The sequence below is a fragment of the Streptomyces sp. Y20 genome (assembly GCF_043195475.1).
In the GTDB taxonomy this organism is placed as follows: domain Bacteria; phylum Actinomycetota; class Actinomycetes; order Streptomycetales; family Streptomycetaceae; genus Streptomyces.
In genome coordinates this window covers 246,380-262,535 of the sequence record NZ_JBIDDP010000009.1, presented here as the reverse complement: position 1 = coordinate 262,535, position 16,156 = coordinate 246,380, and the positions used below count along the sequence as shown (strand labels likewise).

The window sequence follows — 16,156 nt, the reverse complement described above, 5'->3', positions numbered from 1 at the left end:
GGTCCCGCGGCCCGCGCTGCTAACGCTCCAGGACCCCGTTGAACCGCCGGGGAAGTCCCAGGGGGTTGTCGTCGCGGAGTTCCGCGGGCAGCAGCGCCTCCGGCGCGTTCTGGTAGGCGACCGGACGCAGCCAGCGTTCGACGGCCGTGCCCCCCACCGAGGTGGAGGTGGAGGTGGTCGCCGGGTACGGGCCGCCATGGTGCTGGGCCGGTGCCACGGCCACACCCGTCGGCCACCCGTTGACCAGCACCCGCCCGGCCAGCGGGGTCAGTTCGGCGAGCAGTTCCGGTCCCCGGCCGTGCCCGGCGGCCTCCTCGGAGGACACCTGGACGGTCGCCGTCAGGTTGCCCGGCAGCCGCGACAGCACCGCCCTCGCCTCGCCGTCGTCCTCGTACCGGACCACCACGGTGACCGGACCGAAGCACTCTTCCAGCAGCAGGTCGTACGCCCCCTCCTCGGTGAGCCGGCTCGCCGGCACGGTGAGGAACCCGGGGCTGACGGTGTGCTCGCCGCCCGGGCCCGGCGTCACCGGGGACTCCACGCCCTCCAGGCCGGCCCGCTCGCGCACCCCGGCGACGAAGTTGTCCCGCATGCGGTGGTCGAGCAGCACCCCGGGCTCGCTGTCACCGACGGCGTCGGCCAGGGATTTCACCAGCCGGTCACCGCCCGTGCCGGACGGCACCAGCACCAGGCCGGGCTTGACGCAGAACTGGCCGGTACCGAGGGTCATCGACCCGGCGAGCCCGCCGCCGATCTCCTCGGCCCGCTCGGCCGCGGCGGCCTCGGTCACCAGGACCGGGTTCAGCGAGCCGAGTTCGCCGTGGAAGGGGATGGGCACGGGACGCGCGGCGGCGGCGTCGAAGAGCGCCCGGCCGCCCCGCACCGAACCGGTGAAACCGGCCGCGGCGACCAGCGGGTGCCGGATCAGCTCGATGCCCGCCTCGAAGCCGTGCACGAGGCCGACGACGCCCTCGGGGATGCCGTGCGCGGCGGCGGCCCGGCGCAGTACCCCGGCGACCAGTTCGGACAGGGCCGGGTGGTCGGGGTGCGCCTTTACGACGACCGGGCAGCCCGCGGCCAGCGCGCTGGCGGTGTCCCCGCCGGCGACGGAGAAGGCGAAGGGGAAGTTGGACGCGGAGTAGACGGCGACGACGCCGAGCGGGACCTTGTAGCGCCGCAGGTCCGGGACGGGCGGGGTCGCGGTGTCGTCGGGGTGGTTGATGATGACGTCGAGGAAGGCGCCCTCGTCGACGATGCCGGCGAAGGCCCGCAGCTGGTAGGCGGTGCGGGCGAGTTCGCCGGTGAGCCGGGCCGGGCCGAGCGCGGTCTCGGCGTCGGCGGTCCCGACCAGGGCTTCCCCGGCCGCCTCCAGGCCCTCGGCGGCCGAGCGCAGGAAGGCGGCGCGGACGGCGCGGTCGGCGAGGGCGCCGTGTGCGGCGCCTGCCGCCCGGACCGCCGCGTCCACCTCCTGGGCCGTGGCCTCCACCGCGACCTGTTCACGCTGCTTCCCGGTGCGCGGGTCGACACTCCAGACTGGTGCTGCTGCCACCGCGGGTCCCTCCAGTTAAGGCCGCATTACGGGGGTCAACCATCAGTCGCGTTCGATATACTGAACGCTGTCTCTGATGATGAATACGCTGCTCGGAGACTATTTCCCGGCGATTGAAGGGGTCAAGCGCGATGTCGGCTGGCGAGACAGGCGGGGCGCAGGTCAAGTCCGCGGTACGGACGGTCGAACTGCTGGAGTACTTCGCCGGCAAGCCCGGTATGCACTCCCTCGCGGCCGTCCAGGAGGCGGTGGGGTACCCCAAGTCCAGCCTCTACATGCTGCTGCGCACCCTCGTGGAGCTGGGCTGGGTCGAGACCGACGCGACGGGCACGCGGTACGGCATCGGGGTGCGCGCGCTGCTGGTCGGCACGTCGTACATCGACGGCGACGAGGTGGTGGCCGCCGCCCGCCCCACCCTGGACCGGCTCTCCGACGACACCACGGAGACCATCCACCTGGCCCGGCTCGACGGCACCAACGTCGTCTACCTCGCCACCCGCCAGTCCCAGCACTATCTGCGCCCCTTCACCCGCGTCGGCCGCCGGCTGCCCGCCCACTCCACCTCCCTGGGCAAGGCCATCCTCGCCACCTGCACCGACGAGCAGGTCCGCGCACTGCTGCCGCAGACGCTGCCCGCCCTCACCGAACACACCATCACCGACCGGGAGAAGCTCATCGAGGAGCTGCACCAGGTCCGGGAGCAGGGGTTCGCGGTCGACCGCGAGGAGAACACGCTGGGCCTGCGCTGCTTCGGCGTGGCGATCCCCTACCGCACCCCGGCGCGGGACGCCATCAGCTGCTCGGTGCCGGTGGCCCGGCTGACGCCCGCCCACGAACAGCTGATCAAGGACGCTCTGTTCGACGCGCGGGACCGGCTGACGCTGGCGACCCGCAGGCTCTGAGCCCCCGGCGCCGGGAACCGCGGTCCCGCGCCGCGTCCGCCGGCCCCGCGCGCCCGCGGGGCCGTAGGCTCGGGCCCCATGAGGATCGTGCTGCGCCCTGTCGAGGACGACGACCTGCCGGTGTTCCACGGGCAGATGACCGACCCGGAGTCCCGGCGGATGGCCGCCTTCGGCCCCGACGACCACGGCGACCGGGCCGCCTTCGCCAGCTGGTGGCAGCGGCTCCGGGCGTCCGACGCCGTGTGCCGCACGGTGCTCGCCGACGGGCGGGTGGTCGGCAGCACGGCCGTCTACGGCGAGCCGGGCGGGCGCGAGGTGACGTACTGGATCGACCGCGCCGACTGGGGCCGGGGACTGGCGACGGCGGCCCTGCGGGCGCTGCTCGCCGAGGTTCCCGAACGGCCGTTGTACGCACGGGCCGCGGCCGACAACGCCGGCTCGCTGCGGGTGCTGGCGAAGTGCGGCTTCCGGGAGACGGCCCGGGCCCGGGGGTTCGCGAACGCGCGGGGCCGGGAGATCGAGGAGATCGTCCTCGTTCTGGAGAGCTGAGCGAGAGCTCCGGCGGAGGGCTGCGCGAGGGGGCGCGGGGATGAACGGGGCATGAGAAAAGGGGGCGTACGGGAACGATTGCCCCGCCCCGCTCGTCTTCCGGGCGGGATGAACAAGACGATCAGGCGGGCGTCCGTCTTCTCGCTGCTGCTCGTGCTCGCTCTGCTGGTCAGGGCGACCTGGGTGCAGTTCTACGACGGCAAGGCCCTCGCGGACGACAACGACAACCGGCGGAACGCGATCGAGACGTACTCGCGGCCCCTGGGGAACATCATCGTGGCCGGGAACGCGATCACCGGCTCGGCCCGGACGAAGGGGAGCGACCTCGCGTACAAACGGACGTACACGGACGGAAGGCTCTACGCGGCGGTGACGGGCTACGCCTCACAGGCCTACGCCCCCACCCAGCTGGAGGGCATCTACCACGACCTGCTCAACGGCACGGACAGCGGACTGAAGACCGTGCTGGACACGGTCACCGGGGAGCGCGCCGAACCGGGCGACGTCATCACGACGATCGACCCGGCCGTGCAGAAGGCGGCCTACCGCGCGCTCGGCGGCAACAAGGGCGCGGCCGTCGCGCTCGACCCGAGGACCGGCCGGATCCTCGCCGTGGTCTCGACGCCTTCGTACGACCCCTCCGCCCTCACCGACGCCAACACCGCCGGCGCCGCCTGGAAGCGCCTCACGGCGGACAAGGAGAAGCCGCTCACCAACCGCGCGCTGCGCCAGCCGCTGCCGCCGGGCTCGACGTTCAAGCTGGTCGTGGCGGCCGCCGCGCTGGAGGACGGGCTGTACCGGAACGTGGACGAGCACACCGACAGCCCCGACCCCTACACGCTGCCGGGCACGGTGCGGGTGCTGGCGAACGAGAACAGGTCGGCTCCGTGCCGGAACGCCCCGATCCGGGTCGCCCTCCAGTACTCCTGCAACAACGTCTTCGGTCACATGGCCGTCCAGCTCGGGCAGGACAAGGTGCGGGCCATGGCCGAGAAGTTCGGCTTCGACGACGACCACCGGGACGTGCCGGTGCGGGCCTACACCAGCGTCTACCCCTCCGGCATGGACAAGGCGCAGACGGCGCTGTCCGGCATCGGCCAGTTCGACGTCACGGCCACCCCTCTCCAGATGGCCATGGTGTCCGCGGCCATCGCCAACGGCGGCAAGCTGGTCTCGCCGCACATGGTGTCGCGGACCACCGACGGCGGCGGTGATGTGGTGAAGAACTACGACGACGAAGCCGGCACCGAGCAGGTCCTCGGCTCCGCCACCGCCGAGCAGCTCCGGTCGGCGATGGAGACGGTGGTGAAGGACGGCACCGGCACGAACGCGCTGATCGACGGGGTGACCGTCGGCGGCAAGACCGGTACCGCCCAGCACGGCGAGAACAACAGCAGGACTCCGTACGCCTGGTTCACGTCGTACGGCACGTCCGACGGCGGCGGCAAGCAGGTCGCGGTCGCGGTGATGGTCGAGCAGTCGGACGCGGCGCGCTCGGAGGTCAGCGGCAACGGACTGGCGGCGCCGGTCGCGAGGGCGATGATGCGGGCGGCGCTGAAGTAGGCGGTCCGCCCGGTGCGTCGGCCCTCTCGTGCGGCGGACCGTGGTGTGCCACAGTCGGGTTCGGCCGGCCACACGATGTCCGGCCCCCCGCACATGGACACGCAAACGATCACTGCTACGCTTCCCGATCTCCGTCCGGGCGCTCCTCCGGACCCTCGCATGTCATTCACATGACACTCACGAAGCCGCACCGAGAAGAGGTCACACCCGTGGGCACGGTCGTGGACGACGACGCCTCCGTGGAGTTCCACGCCTTCTTCGAACGGCACTACGCCGAACTCGCCCGGCTCGCGCACCTGCTGACCGGGGAGGCGGACGCGGCCGACGACCTCGCGGCGGACGCGCTGCTGGCGTTGTGGCACCGCTGGGACCGGGTGCGCGCGGCCGACCACCCGGTGGCGTACGCGCGGGGTGTGGTCGCCAACCTGGCCCGCACCCGGATCCGCGGCGCGGTGCGCGAACGGCGGCGGATCGCGCTCTTCTGGTCGCGCGGCGAGGAGCGGACCGACGGCCCGGACGTCGCCGGCGTGGTGGACGTCCAGGAGGCGCTGCGCAGGCTGCCGTTCCGGAAGCGGGCGTGCGTGGTGCTGCGGCACGCCTTCGACCTGTCGGAGAAGGACACCGCGCTGGCGCTCGGCGTCTCGGTGGGTACGGTGAAGAGCCAGACGTCCAAGGGCATGGCCGAACTCCAGCGGCTGCTCGGCCCGCGGCACGATCCGCGGCGGGTGCACGCGACGATGGCGGCCCGGGGCGGCGAGAACGGAGGAAGGGACCGATGAGGCAGCAGGACGTGCACGACGAGCTGCGCGCCCGGCTGCACGAGGCGGCCGGCGCCCACGAACCCGACCGCGCGCGCATCCTGGCGCGCGTGGAGCGGGGCATGGCCGCGCCGTCCCGGTCCGGCCACCGGGCCGCACGGCCGCCGGTGTCCGGCTGGTTCCGGGTGGCCACCGCCACCGCGGCGGTGGCCGGGGTGCTCGCGGTCGGCGGGTACGCGGTGGCGTCCGCGGTGAAGGACGGACCGCCGGCGCGGCGGACCGCGGCCGCGTCACCGTCCTCCACGCCGGCGCCGGCACGGTCCCCGGACGCGCCGGCCCGGCCGTCCGCCACGGCACGCCCGGCGCCCGGCGGGCCCAGCGCCGGGCCGTCCCGTACGCCGGCGCCGTCCGCTTCCCGCACGCCGGGCGCCACCGTGCCGGCCCGGCCGCCGGCGGCGCGCGCCGAGCAGGACGGCCCGCTGTGGTCGGACGGTTCCGTGGATCCCCACAGCAACGAGTTCTGGGCCCAGAGCGATCTGACCCTGAAGACGGCGGAGCCGCTCACCGCGCTCACCGTCCGGCTGAGGATCGCCCAGACCGGCGGGGTGGCGTCGACGGGTGCCTGGCGCTCCCTCCCCGAGGCGGACTTCAGCCAGAGCGTCGAGGAGCGGGGCGGCTTCCTCGTCTACACCTGGACCCTGAAGGAGGGCCGTACGGTGCCGGCGGGCCGGTGGGTCTTCGCGGGGCAGTACGACCACGCGCGCGGCGGCCGGGACGCGAAGGACGACTCGTACACCATGACGGGCACGGCGGACGGCCACGAGCGGTCCGTGGCCGGCGACTTCGCCCCGCACGGCGCCGGGGACGGCGGCTCCTGAGCCGGGCGGCCGGCATCGAAAACTCTCGGCCGCGATCACCGGCGAGAAGTCGCGCGACCTGACCGGCACGCCGTACCGCCTCGTCGCGGACCGCATCGGCGGCGGCTCGGTGGAGCGCGGCGAGGGACCGACCGCGTTCCGGTCCGACACGCAGAAGAAGTGGTACCTGTTCGTCGACGAGTACGGCCTGCGCGGCTATGTGCCCGTCGGGACCACCGGCCTGGCCTCGGGGAGGTGGACCCCGTCCACCGGCTACGAGTTGCCCGCCGGCCCCCGCCACGGCACGGTGCTGCCGGTGACGGGAGCCGAGTACGAGCGACTGCTCAGGGCGTACGGCTGAGCGGACGCGGGACGGACCGTCAGGAGACGAAGTACGTCGGGTTCGGCAGCTTGTACGTGCGATCCGCGTAGCCGCCGTCCAGGTCCGAGTACTGGTCGCCGAAGTCGGCGACGATGTCGTACCCGAGGTCCTTCTCGATGTGCCTGCGGGTGCCCGCCTTGTACTGCACCGTCGTGCAGGTCCAGGCGCCCGGGGTGGCGCAGTCCTTCAGATAGGCCGGCGGAGCGGCCTTGTCCTTGAGGAACATGTGGTCGGCGTCGAGGTTCACATCGGCGCCGACCTTCTTCAGGTTCGCCACGGCCGCGGCGCGCTGGGCCTCGCCGAGACCGGAGTTGTAGAACACCTCGACGCCCCGGGACGCGGCGTAGCGCACCAGCTCCGGGCTGCCGAAGACGGCCGGGCGGTCGGCGCGGTTGACGTAGTCGGCCCAGGTGGTGCCGTCGTACGTGTAGTTGTAGCGCTTCTCGTAGTCGAGGCTGAGCAGCAGCGTGTCGTCGATGTCGAAGACGACGGCCGGCTTCTCGCCCCGGTGGTGCGCCTTGCGGGCGGCCTTGTCGATGGCGGTCCTGGCATCGGCGTCGATGCGCGCCAGGTCCTTGGCGTACGGGCTGTCGGGGGACGCCTGGTAGACGCCGTGACCGTCCGCGGTGGTGCCGTAGTACGTGTCGATGTCCTTCACCAAGAGGCCTATGTTGTAGGGCTCGTGGGTGGAGTTCGCCGTCGACTGGCCGGCGGTGGCCGCGCCCGCGCCGTAGAGCGCCGCACCGGCGACGACACAGGCGGCGCCGGCGGCGGCCGCCTTGAGGGACTTCCTCATGAATTCTCCGGATCCGGTGGATGAGAGTGATGTACCAGGTCACGCACTGTCTACGCGCATCACACGCGGACGGCGAGCATTTTTACCCGATCGATACGCACACGACGGCGGCCTGACGAACCGTCAAGCTCTCACGGCTCACCTCCCTTGCCACCCCATAACTCCGTCGTTTAACATAAGATTTCGTATTGCAAATAAAATCCCGATCGGCAGATCGTGGTCATACCGTCCTCGGACCGGCGCATTTCTCACTGCACTTGGGGGATTAATTGGGGGGTTTCCGCGTCACCGACCACGACCGGGCCGTACGCATCACCGGAATGAGCTGGACGACGGCGCTCGGGGACGGCCTCGACGAGGTCTGGCGGCATCTGAGGGACGGCCGCGCCGGGATCCGGCCCCTCCCGGGCGACGGCCCGCTGCCCGCGCCCGCCGCCGCCCTCCTGACGGACGGCGCTGCGGACGGCGCCCCGTCCGGGCGTCAGGTACGGCTCGCCGTGACCACCGCGTCCGCCGCCCTGCGCGACGCCGGCTGCCCGGCCGGGGACGTCGACACCCTCGTCCTCGGCAGCAGCCTCGGCCCCCACCTGGACGACGCCGCCGAGACCCCGCCGCACGCCCTGACCGCCGCCGTCGCCCGGCAGTTGGGCGTGGCCCGGTCCGTGTCGGTGAGCACCGCCTGTTCCTCCGGCGCCGACGCGGTGCTGACCGGGGCGGCCCTGCTCACCCGCGGCGAGGCCGAACGCTGCCTGTGCGGCGGCATCGATCTGCTGACCGCGGGCAAGCTCCTCGGCCACCAGGCGCTCGGCACCCTCTCCGCCTCCGGCACCGTCCGCCCCTTCGACACCGGCCGCGACGGCACCCTCTTCGGCGAGGGTGCCGGCTTCCTGCTGCTGGAGACCCCGGCCGCCGCCGCGGCCCGCGGCGCCCGCGTCCTGGGCGAGCTGGCCGGCTGGGGCGCCTCCAACGACGGCACCGGGCCGACCGCACCCGACGAGACCGGAGCCGGCGCGGTCCTCGCCGTCCGGCGCGCACTGGCCCGGGCCGGGGCCCGCCCCGCCGACATCGCCGTGGTCAACGCCCACGGCACCGGGACCCGCGCCAACGACACGGCGGAGGCGGCCTGTTACCGCACCGTCTTCGGCACCGCCCCGCACCCGGTCGTCTTCGCCACCAAGCCCGCCCTCGGCCACACCCTCGGCGCCACCGGCGCCCTGGAGGCCATCGCCCTGCTCCTCGCGCTGCGCCACGGCAGCGTGCCCCCGGTCCTGAACACCCGAGCCGTCATGCCGGAGCTGACCGTGCCGCTGGCGGCCGGCGCCGGCCGCGAGGTCACGGGCTCCCTGGGTATCAGCCTCACCCTGGGCTTCGGCGGTTTCAACACCTGCCTGGTCCTGTCGGCCCCGGAAGGGAGCACCGCGTGAACCACACCCAGTGGTGCCCCGAGGGCGCCGTGGTCACCGGCGCGGCCGCCGTCGAGGCCGACGACCCGGGTACGGTCCGGCGCCGGATCGCCGGGGTCTACGCCGACCCGGTGGCCTGGCTGCTGGCCGAGGCGGTGGCGGCCGCCCTGGCGGAGTGCGGGGACGCCGCACCGGACCGGCCCGCCGAGGTGGGCCTGATCGGGGTGAGCGAGCACGCCACGCGGCACACCCTGCGCGCGCTCGCCGACGCCGTCCCGCGCGGCCGGCTCTCCCCCATGCGGTTCGCCGGCGCCGGACCGGGCTCCCTGGCCGGCACGGTCTGTTCCGCGTTCGGCTTCCACGGCCCGGTGTCGATGCTGCCCATGCCGCTCGCGGCAGCCGTGGCACCGGCCCGAGCCCTGTGCGGCGACTGGCTGTTCGGCGACCCGCCCGGCGCGGCACACGTCCTGGTCGTCACCCACACCACGACCGACGAAGGCAAGCACCGGGCGCACTGCCTGGTCGTCAGTGGGCCGGCGCCCACGCGGAGGCCCCGGAGAACATGACCGCCCAGAACATGACGGAACAGCACCTCGACCCCACCGTGGTCGCCGACTTCCTCACCCGCACCGAAGAGGTGTCGCCCACCGAGGACCCGCCGGAACTGTCCGCGCTGGTGGACCGGTTCGCCGCACTGCCCGCCCCGCCCGGCGCGGTCGTCGTCATCGCCCTGCCCAACGGCTCCCGCGCCCTGCGGTTCTTCTTTGCCGTCTCCCTCGCCGGGCACACCCCCGTGCTGCTGTCCCCCTCGACCCCGGCCACCCGGGTCCGTGAGGTGGCCCGCGAGCTGGGCGCCTGCGCGCTGGTGCGGGCGGCGGTCAGGACCGAGGGCGTCACCGGCGTCACCCGCGCCGGCGGCGCCGACATCGGCGTCTTCACCGACTGGCCGTACCGGCACCACGGGCCGGGCCACGTCGTCCTGATGAGTTCCGGCACCTCCGGCATGGCCACCGGCTGTCTGCACCGGATGGACGCCCTGCTGCGCAACGCCCGCCGCCACAGCGGTTCCATCGGTCAGCGGCCGGCCGACACCGCGCTGGTCAGCCTGCCCGTCTACTACTCCTTCGCGCTGGTGGCCCAGGTCCTCGGCGGGCTGGTCAGCGGCTCCCGCCTGGTCATGGCGGGACCGCCGTTCTCGGTGGCCGACCACCTGGAGACGGTCACCGCCCGGGGCGTCACCCTGTCCTCCCTCACCCCGAGCCTGGTGAAGTCGGTCGTCGCCGCGGGCGGTGAACTGCCCCCGCCGCTGCGCACGCTCACCGTCGGCGGCCAGGCCCTCGACCCGTCGTACGTCTCCCGGCTGCTCAAGCTCAACCCGGAGCTGGGCCTGTACGTGACCTACGGTCTCACCGAGGCCGGACCGCGCGTGTCCACGCTCGCCGCGCACCGCGAACCACCGCACCGGCACGGCTCGGTCGGGCTGCCCCTGGCCGGCGTCGAGGTCCTCACCCGCCCCTGCGGCACCGGGGAGCGGGAACTGCTGGTGCGCTCCGACACCGTCTACCGGCGCCGGGTCGGCGAGCCGGCGCCGTCCAAGCGCGGCGACCTGATCGAGCCGGACCTGCTGGCCACCGGCGACATGGGGCACGTGGACGACGACGGGTACGTGTACGTCCACGGCCGCTCGTCGGACTTCGCGGTGGTGCGCGGCGAGAAGGTGTCCACCGCGACCGTGCGCCGGGCCGCCGAGTCGCTGCCCGGCGTGGTCCGGGCGGCCACCAGGATCGCGGGCGACGACGACTCCGCGGTGGTGGAACTCGACGTCTACACGGACGCCGCCGTACCCCCCACGGAGGCGGAGCTGCGGCGGCACCTGCGGTCCCTGCTGACCCGCAGCGAACTGCCGCTGACGGTCCGCGTCCGGCACCTGCGCGCGGGCGAGCACCACAAGTGACGGCGCCGGAACCGCTCACCCTGTACTGCGTGCCGCACGCCGGCGGCTCCGCCCGCAGCTTCGTGCGCTGGCGGCGCGAGCTGCCGCCGGGGCTGCGGGCGCTGCCGCTGGAGACCGCGGGCAAGGGCCTGCGCTCCCGGGAACCCGGGCCGGCGACATTGCGGGAGGCCGCCGCCGACCTCGCCCACCGCGTCGACCCACCTGGCCGGTACGCGCTGTTCGGCCACAGCATGGGCGGCCTGCTGGCCTACGAGACCGCCCTCGCCCTGCACGCGCTCGGCCGGCCGGCCCCCGCGTTCGTCGTCGTCGCCGCGACCCGCCCGCCGCATCTCCTCGGTGACTCCCCCTACGGCCCGTTGCTCACCCTGGGCCGCGACGACGCCCTCCTGGACGCGCTCGCCGACCACGGCCGGATTCCGCCGGAGGTACGCCGGTCCCCGATGCGGCACCAGTTCGTACCGGTCATCCGCGGCGACCTCGCGCTGGTCGCCGGGCACCGCCCCGACCCCGTGCCCGAGCCGCTTCAGAGCGACCTCGTCAGCTGGTACGGCACCGGCGACCCCGACACCCCCGCGGAGGTGATGGCCGGCTGGCGGCCGTACACGCGCCGCGGACACCGCGTGGAGGGCTTCGAGGGCGGCCACTTCTTCCCGCACGAGCGCTTCGAGGAGGTCACGTCGCGCCTCCTGGACCTCGCCCACCGGCGAGCGGACCGCTGACCCGGGACGAGGGACCCGGGACCCGGGACGAGGGGCGGGCCACCGTCCGGCCGGGCACCGCGCCGGACGGATCACCGGCGGCCCCGGAACGGCGCCGAGCGGCCACCGGCCGCCCCGGAGGCGCGCCGCGAGGACCACCGGCGGACCGGGGAACCGCGGCAGCGAGCGGGCCGCCGCCCCGGGTGGGGTGGCGGCCCGCTCGTCCGTACGGCCGGGTCAGTGCTGCACCGGGCAGCCGCTCCCGCCGCCGCGCACCGGGGCGTCGGTGTCGTGCCGGGTGCCGAGCAGCCAGTAGGCCTCCTCCGCCGCCCGCCACAGCTCCGGGAACAGCGTCAGCTGGGAGCGGGCCTCCAGCGTGGCCAGTGACCGGCCGCCCAGGCTCTGCGGCAGTCCGGCCGCGTCCGTCTCGGCGCTCTCCTTGCGCAGACCGGGCTGGCCGCCCAGCTGGGACCACACCATGATCAGGTGATGCTGCTTCCAGCCGAGGACACTGCCGTCCAGCCGCAGCATCGCCTCGCGGACCAGGGCCAGGGCCTGCGCCTGCGGCGAACCGGGGCCGGTGTAGCCGTCGTCCTGCTGGGCGATCACGTCCTGGAGGGAGAGCCCGGCGCGTTCCACCGCCTGCTCGTAGGCCTTCCACACCGGCCGGGCCACGCGCCGCAGGTTGCGGTAGCCGGGCGAGTCCAGTCCGGTGGCGTCCTCGGGCAGGGCGTTGCGCATCATCAGCAGACCGTGCTGCGGCAGGTGGTCGGTGATCAGCCGCACCGCCTGCACGGTGATCTCGCTCAGCGCGGTGGCCCGGTCGAACAGCCGTACCGCCTGCGCGTGGCGGTCATGGTCCAGGTGGGTGAGGGCGCGGCGCAGCTCGTAGTGGACCTGCACCCAGGCGTACTCGGTGATCAGGTGCGCCACCTGGAAGAAGCGCTGGTCGGGGTGTTCGGTCTCGCTCTCCGGGACCAGCGCGCCGAGGGCCTCGGTGAGGTGCAGGACGCTCTCGTAGTTGCTGCCCCGGTCGAAGTCGTACGACAGCAGCGCGTTGGGCTCGTCGGGGTTCAGCGAGCGCTTCACCGTGTCCCTCCCTCGGTGAACTCGATCAGCCAGTGACCGGGCAGTTCGAACTTCCGCGCGTCCGTGAGGGTGAGGCCCACCGCGGCGCCGAGGGCGCGCAGGTCGTCCTGGCTGCGCTCGCGCCCGCCGAGCAGCACCAGCATCAGCAGGTCGGCGTAGCTCGCCATCACCGGATCCTTGCCGCTGTCCAGCAGCCGCTCCACGACGACGACCCGGCCGCCGGGTTCCAGGGCCTCGGCGCAGCGGCCGAGGATGCGGCCGGCGTCGCGGTCGCTCCAGTTGTGGAGGGTGTTGGCGATCAGGTAGACGTCGCCGCCGGCCGGCATCGGGTCGAAGAAGCTGCCCGCCACCAGTTCGCAGCGGGCGGCCACCGGGGACACCGTCCCCCTGGCCTCCTCGACCACGCTCTCCAGCTCCAGCAGCGTGCCCCGCAGCGCCGGGTGCTCGGTGAGCAGCCTCAGCAGCAGGGAGCCGTTGCCGCCGCCGACGTCGACCACGTGCCGGACACGGGACCAGTCGTAGATGCGGGCCAGCTCGGGCACGAGCCGGCCGGCGATGCGGGCGATGCCCGCGTTGAACGACTTCTCGATGTCCGGGTGGGCCTCCAGGTCCGCCCAGAAGGGCCGGCCGTGCGCCTGCTCGTACACCGGCGCGCCGGTGCGTACGGCGTCCATGAGCAGCCCGATGGCCGGCTCGAACCGGGCCTCCATCGCCCGGCCGGGGTCCTCGTAGTCCAGCCAGCGGCGCAGGTTGCTCGGGTGGTCGCCGAGCAGCACCCGGCCCACGTCGGTCAGTTCGTAGGCCGTCTCCGCGCCCTTCGGGGTCTCGGTCCGCGTGAACAGGCCCAGCAGGCTGACGTAGTGCAGGACGCGGCCCAGGGACTGCTCGTCGGTGCCGGTCTCGGCGGCCAGGGCGGACACGGTCCGGTGCCCCTGCTCCACCAGGTCGGGCAGGCGCAGGGTCGCGGTCACACGCATGGCGGTGGGCGTGAACCCGGAGCCCAGCGCCAGGATCGTGTTCAACGGGTCTTGACGGAACACGCGATTGCTCCTTGTCGTTCTCGTTCAGCGTTTTCGCCGGGCGTCCCCGAGAAATCCGGGAGGTCTTTCAGGGGTTTTCCTCGATCTCGTCGAGGGCGTCGAGGAACCGGACGAGGTCTTCCTGGGTTCCGAGCGACGTGCGCAGGTATCCGGGAAATCCGAACAGTCCGGCATTGCGAACGAGAATTCCGTGGTCGGTGGCGAGCCGGTCCTGCGCGAGCGCGCAGTCCCGGGCGGCGACCGCGACGAAGTTGGTGACGGAGGGCAGGTGGGCGCGCCCGCGGCGGTCCAGTTCCGCGGTGAACCAGCGGCGCCGCTCGGCGGTGGACCGGCGCACCCCGGCCACGAAGTCCTGCTCGCCGAGGGCGCCGAGGGCCGCCGCCTGGGCGAGCCGGTTCACGCTGAACGGCAGGGCGCGCAGCGTCTGCCGCAGTACGGCGATCAGCGCGGGCCGGCCGACGGCGTAGCCGACGCGCAGCGCGGCCAGTCCGTAGGCCTTGGAGAAGGTGCGCAGCGCGAGCAGCGGCGCGTCCCCGTCCAGCAGGTCGCGGGTCTGCGGGGCGTCGGGGCCGGCGAACTCCATGTACGCCTCGTCGAACACCAGCGGGACCCCGCTGCGCGCCGCGGCCTCGGCCAGCGCGGTCAGTTCCTCGCGGGTGTGGGCCGCGCCGCTGGGGTTGTGCGGGTTGCAGAGGTAGCCGATCCCGTGCCCGGGCAGCCGCGCGGCGAACGCCTCCACGTCGACGTCCGTACCGGCCGGCTCCACGGCGGTGCAGCCGCGTCCGGTCAGGTCCAGGCAGGTGCGGTAGCCGGGGAACGTGCCGTCGGTGACGAGGCCGGGGCGGGTGCGGTCGCCGAGGGTGAGGGCGGTGGCCAGGACGAGTTCGTCACTGCCGTTGGCGACGGCGATGTGGTCCGGGGTGACGTCCCAGTGCTCGGCGAGGGCGTGGACCAGGTCGTGGCGCTCGGGGTCCGGGTAGACGCTCACCCGGGCCAGCTCGCGCTCGGCCGCCCGCAGGGCCGCCTTGGCCGCGCCGTAGGGGCTTTCGCCGAGGTGCAGGCGGATCAGGTCGTCGGCCCCGGCGACGCGTGTGTTGAACGGCGATCCGGGACCGGCGGGTGCCGCGCTGCCGTCGGCGGCGGCGGGGGGCCGGGTCACCGGTGGTCGCCCAGCAGGACACCGAAGCAGTAGCTGCCGACCTCGGCCTCCAGGGTCAGGAAGCAGTGCTCGCTGCCGGCCGGGATGCGCATCACGGCGGGTGAGAGCAGTTCGTGCCGTACGCCGTCGAGCTGGACCTCGATGCGGGCCCCGCCCTTGTTGGGGGACACCAGCAGGTACAGCTCGTCCACCGGGTGGGTGTGCGGCGCGGCGACGGGCTTGCCGATCAGCCCGGTCAGTTCCCCGCCGGCGAGCTGCACGGGCAGGCCCCCGAACATGTCGGCGGTGAGGTAGAAGGGCGCGGGCTGGTGGTGGCCGGCCACGGCGAGCGGGATGGGCAGGTCCCCGATGATCTCGGCCTCGCCCGGACGTCGGTCGCTCATCACTGGGCCTCCAGAACGAAGAGGTAGGTGTGCGGGGCGCCGAAGGGGACGGTCCGGCGCAGGTGCAGGCCGCCTTCGCGGAAGAGGTTCTCGTACTCCTCGCGCGTGTAGATCGGGACGCCCATCAGGGCGTGCGCCAGCTCGAAGCCGCTGGAGAACACCGGCAGGGTGTCACCCTCGCCGCGCGGGCGGACGGTGGTGTCGCCGAGCAGGAAGGTGTGCGCGTGCGGGAAGGCCTTGCGCAGTGCCGGGATGACGTCCCCGCGCGTGCGGGGGTCGACCAGCAGGTCGTGCAGGAACATGAAGCTCATCGCGACGTCGACCTCGTCGGCGCCCTCGATGCGGCGGCCCCGGAACAGGACGTCGAGGACGTCGGCGCAGATCGGCTGGACACGGTCGGTCAGGCCGTGGCGTGCGACGGTGCCGGCGGCCAGCCGTGTGGCCGACGCGCTGATGTCCAGGCCCAGTCCGCGGGCGCCGGGGCGGGACTTCACCAGACGGCAGACGCGCTCGCTGATGCCGCTGCCGAGGTCGGCGAGGACGGAGAAGTCGAGTGCGGCGCACTGCTCGTCGAGGATGTGCCGCATGAGCGCCAGATCGGCCTGGGCCGAGCCGAGCGCCACCATGCCCTCGTCGCGCAGGAGGTCGGTGCCGAAGACGCGTTCTCCGCGCGCGAGGGACGCGGCGTTCGCGAACACGTCGTGGTATCCGCCGACCCCCCAGGTGAAGAACCCTATCTTCCGGCGGAGTTCGTCCCAGGCGGGGGTGGGTGCGACCGTGTCGCCGGCCAGGACGAGATACCCGAATGTCTCCGCGGCGGACAGCAGCCGGCGCAGCACGGTTTCGTCCAGCTGTCCCGCCCGGCAGTAATCCGGGATGTCGAGCCGGCCGTTGTCGTCGAACCAGGTGAACAGGCCCAGTTGTGCCAGGGCGAAGACGACGTTGGTGGAGATGAATCCGTTGAACGCGGTGTCGGCGTCGAGCGGGGTCTTCGCGCCTCCCCGCCAGTCCGCGGGGAGGAGAACACCGTCGCTTGCCTCTTGGATGCCGTCGCGGGAAACGGGAGCGGTCACG

General features: G+C 73.5%; 16 protein-coding genes and 1 pseudogene. 10 read left to right on the top strand and 7 right to left on the bottom strand.

What is annotated here, in order from left to right; genetic code table 11:
* Nucleotides 1-19: 19 nt before the first annotated feature.
* Nucleotides 20-1,549 (bottom strand): aldehyde dehydrogenase (NADP(+)), encoded by a 1,530-nt coding sequence (locus ACGFT1_RS23835; RefSeq protein ID WP_373910975.1) that lies wholly within the window; start codon nucleotides 1,547-1,549, stop codon nucleotides 20-22.
* Nucleotides 1,550-1,680: 131 nt separating this feature from the next.
* Here ACGFT1_RS23835 and ACGFT1_RS23830 point away from each other — a divergent pair, with 131 nt between their 5' ends.
* The 6 genes and pseudogenes from ACGFT1_RS23830 to ACGFT1_RS23805 all read left to right on the top strand — a co-directional run.
* Complete coding sequence (locus tag ACGFT1_RS23830) at nucleotides 1,681-2,451, top strand: IclR family transcriptional regulator (protein WP_373910974.1); 771 nt, start codon at nucleotides 1,681-1,683, stop codon at nucleotides 2,449-2,451.
* A 78-nt stretch (nucleotides 2,452-2,529) separates the two neighbouring features.
* Nucleotides 2,530-3,000, top strand: coding sequence for a GNAT family N-acetyltransferase (locus tag ACGFT1_RS23825; protein ID WP_373910973.1), 471 nt, complete (start codon nucleotides 2,530-2,532; stop codon nucleotides 2,998-3,000).
* Between the two features lie 108 nt (nucleotides 3,001-3,108).
* Nucleotides 3,109-4,563: a peptidoglycan D,D-transpeptidase FtsI family protein gene (locus tag ACGFT1_RS23820; protein WP_373910972.1), complete on the top strand. Its 1,455-nt coding sequence runs from the start codon at nucleotides 3,109-3,111 to the stop codon at nucleotides 4,561-4,563.
* Nucleotides 4,564-4,772: 209 nt separating this feature from the next.
* On the top strand, nucleotides 4,773-5,342 hold the full coding sequence (locus ACGFT1_RS23815; RefSeq protein ID WP_373911055.1) for a SigE family RNA polymerase sigma factor: 570 nt from the start codon (nucleotides 4,773-4,775) through the stop codon (nucleotides 5,340-5,342).
* Entirely contained in the window at nucleotides 5,339-6,199 is an 861-nt protein-coding gene (locus ACGFT1_RS23810) for a hypothetical protein (protein WP_373910971.1), read from the top strand. The genes ACGFT1_RS23815 and ACGFT1_RS23810 overlap by 4 nt, the downstream gene beginning before the upstream one ends.
* 25 nt (nucleotides 6,200-6,224) lie before the next feature.
* Nucleotides 6,225-6,533, top strand: a pseudogene (locus ACGFT1_RS23805) (1,4-beta-xylanase); the annotation flags it as partial.
* Nucleotides 6,534-6,558: 25 nt separating this feature from the next.
* Here the strand turns inward: ACGFT1_RS23805 and ACGFT1_RS23800 are convergent.
* Nucleotides 6,559-7,356, bottom strand: coding sequence for an HAD family acid phosphatase (locus ACGFT1_RS23800; protein WP_373910970.1), 798 nt, complete (start codon nucleotides 7,354-7,356; stop codon nucleotides 6,559-6,561).
* A 269-nt stretch (nucleotides 7,357-7,625) separates the two neighbouring features.
* Here ACGFT1_RS23800 and ACGFT1_RS23795 point away from each other — a divergent pair, with 269 nt between their 5' ends.
* Genes ACGFT1_RS23795 through ACGFT1_RS23780 form a run of 4 tightly spaced genes read left to right on the top strand, consistent with a single transcriptional unit; the run spans nucleotide 7,626 to nucleotide 11,432 of the window.
* Complete coding sequence (locus ACGFT1_RS23795) at nucleotides 7,626-8,780, top strand: beta-ketoacyl synthase N-terminal-like domain-containing protein (protein WP_373910969.1); 1,155 nt, start codon at nucleotides 7,626-7,628, stop codon at nucleotides 8,778-8,780.
* Nucleotides 8,777-9,325: a polyketide synthase gene (locus ACGFT1_RS23790; protein WP_373910968.1), complete on the top strand. Its 549-nt coding sequence runs from the start codon at nucleotides 8,777-8,779 to the stop codon at nucleotides 9,323-9,325. Before ACGFT1_RS23795 ends, ACGFT1_RS23790 begins: the two co-directional genes overlap by 4 nt.
* Nucleotides 9,322-10,713, top strand: a complete 1,392-nt coding sequence (locus ACGFT1_RS23785; RefSeq protein ID WP_373910967.1) for a class I adenylate-forming enzyme family protein — start codon at nucleotides 9,322-9,324, stop codon at nucleotides 10,711-10,713. The genes ACGFT1_RS23790 and ACGFT1_RS23785 overlap by 4 nt, the downstream gene beginning before the upstream one ends.
* Nucleotides 10,710-11,432, top strand: coding sequence for a thioesterase II family protein (locus ACGFT1_RS23780; protein ID WP_373910966.1), 723 nt, complete (start codon nucleotides 10,710-10,712; stop codon nucleotides 11,430-11,432). Before ACGFT1_RS23785 ends, ACGFT1_RS23780 begins: the two co-directional genes overlap by 4 nt.
* Before the next feature lie 216 nt (nucleotides 11,433-11,648).
* On the opposite strand, the gene ACGFT1_RS23775 is transcribed toward ACGFT1_RS23780, so the two are convergent.
* The 5 genes from ACGFT1_RS23775 to ACGFT1_RS23755 all read right to left on the bottom strand — a co-directional run bounded on the left by ACGFT1_RS23775 (nucleotide 11,649) and on the right by ACGFT1_RS23755 (nucleotide 16,155).
* Complete coding sequence (locus ACGFT1_RS23775; protein ID WP_373910965.1) at nucleotides 11,649-12,500, bottom strand: hypothetical protein; 852 nt, start codon at nucleotides 12,498-12,500, stop codon at nucleotides 11,649-11,651.
* A complete protein-coding gene (locus ACGFT1_RS23770; RefSeq protein WP_373910964.1) occupies nucleotides 12,497-13,540 on the bottom strand; it encodes a methyltransferase in 1,044 nt (347 codons plus the stop codon). The genes ACGFT1_RS23775 and ACGFT1_RS23770 overlap by 4 nt, the downstream gene beginning before the upstream one ends.
* A gap of 67 nt (nucleotides 13,541-13,607) precedes the next feature.
* Complete coding sequence (locus ACGFT1_RS23765; RefSeq protein ID WP_373910963.1) at nucleotides 13,608-14,699, bottom strand: histidinol-phosphate transaminase; 1,092 nt, start codon at nucleotides 14,697-14,699, stop codon at nucleotides 13,608-13,610.
* Nucleotides 14,696-15,082 (bottom strand): cupin domain-containing protein, encoded by a 387-nt coding sequence (locus ACGFT1_RS23760; RefSeq protein ID WP_356823158.1) that lies wholly within the window; start codon nucleotides 15,080-15,082, stop codon nucleotides 14,696-14,698. The genes ACGFT1_RS23765 and ACGFT1_RS23760 overlap by 4 nt, the downstream gene beginning before the upstream one ends.
* Complete coding sequence (locus ACGFT1_RS23755) at nucleotides 15,082-16,155, bottom strand: cyclopropane-fatty-acyl-phospholipid synthase family protein (RefSeq protein WP_373910962.1); 1,074 nt, start codon at nucleotides 16,153-16,155, stop codon at nucleotides 15,082-15,084. Before ACGFT1_RS23755 ends, ACGFT1_RS23760 begins: the two co-directional genes overlap by 1 nt.
* Between the last annotated feature and the right edge of the window lies 1 nt (nucleotide 16,156).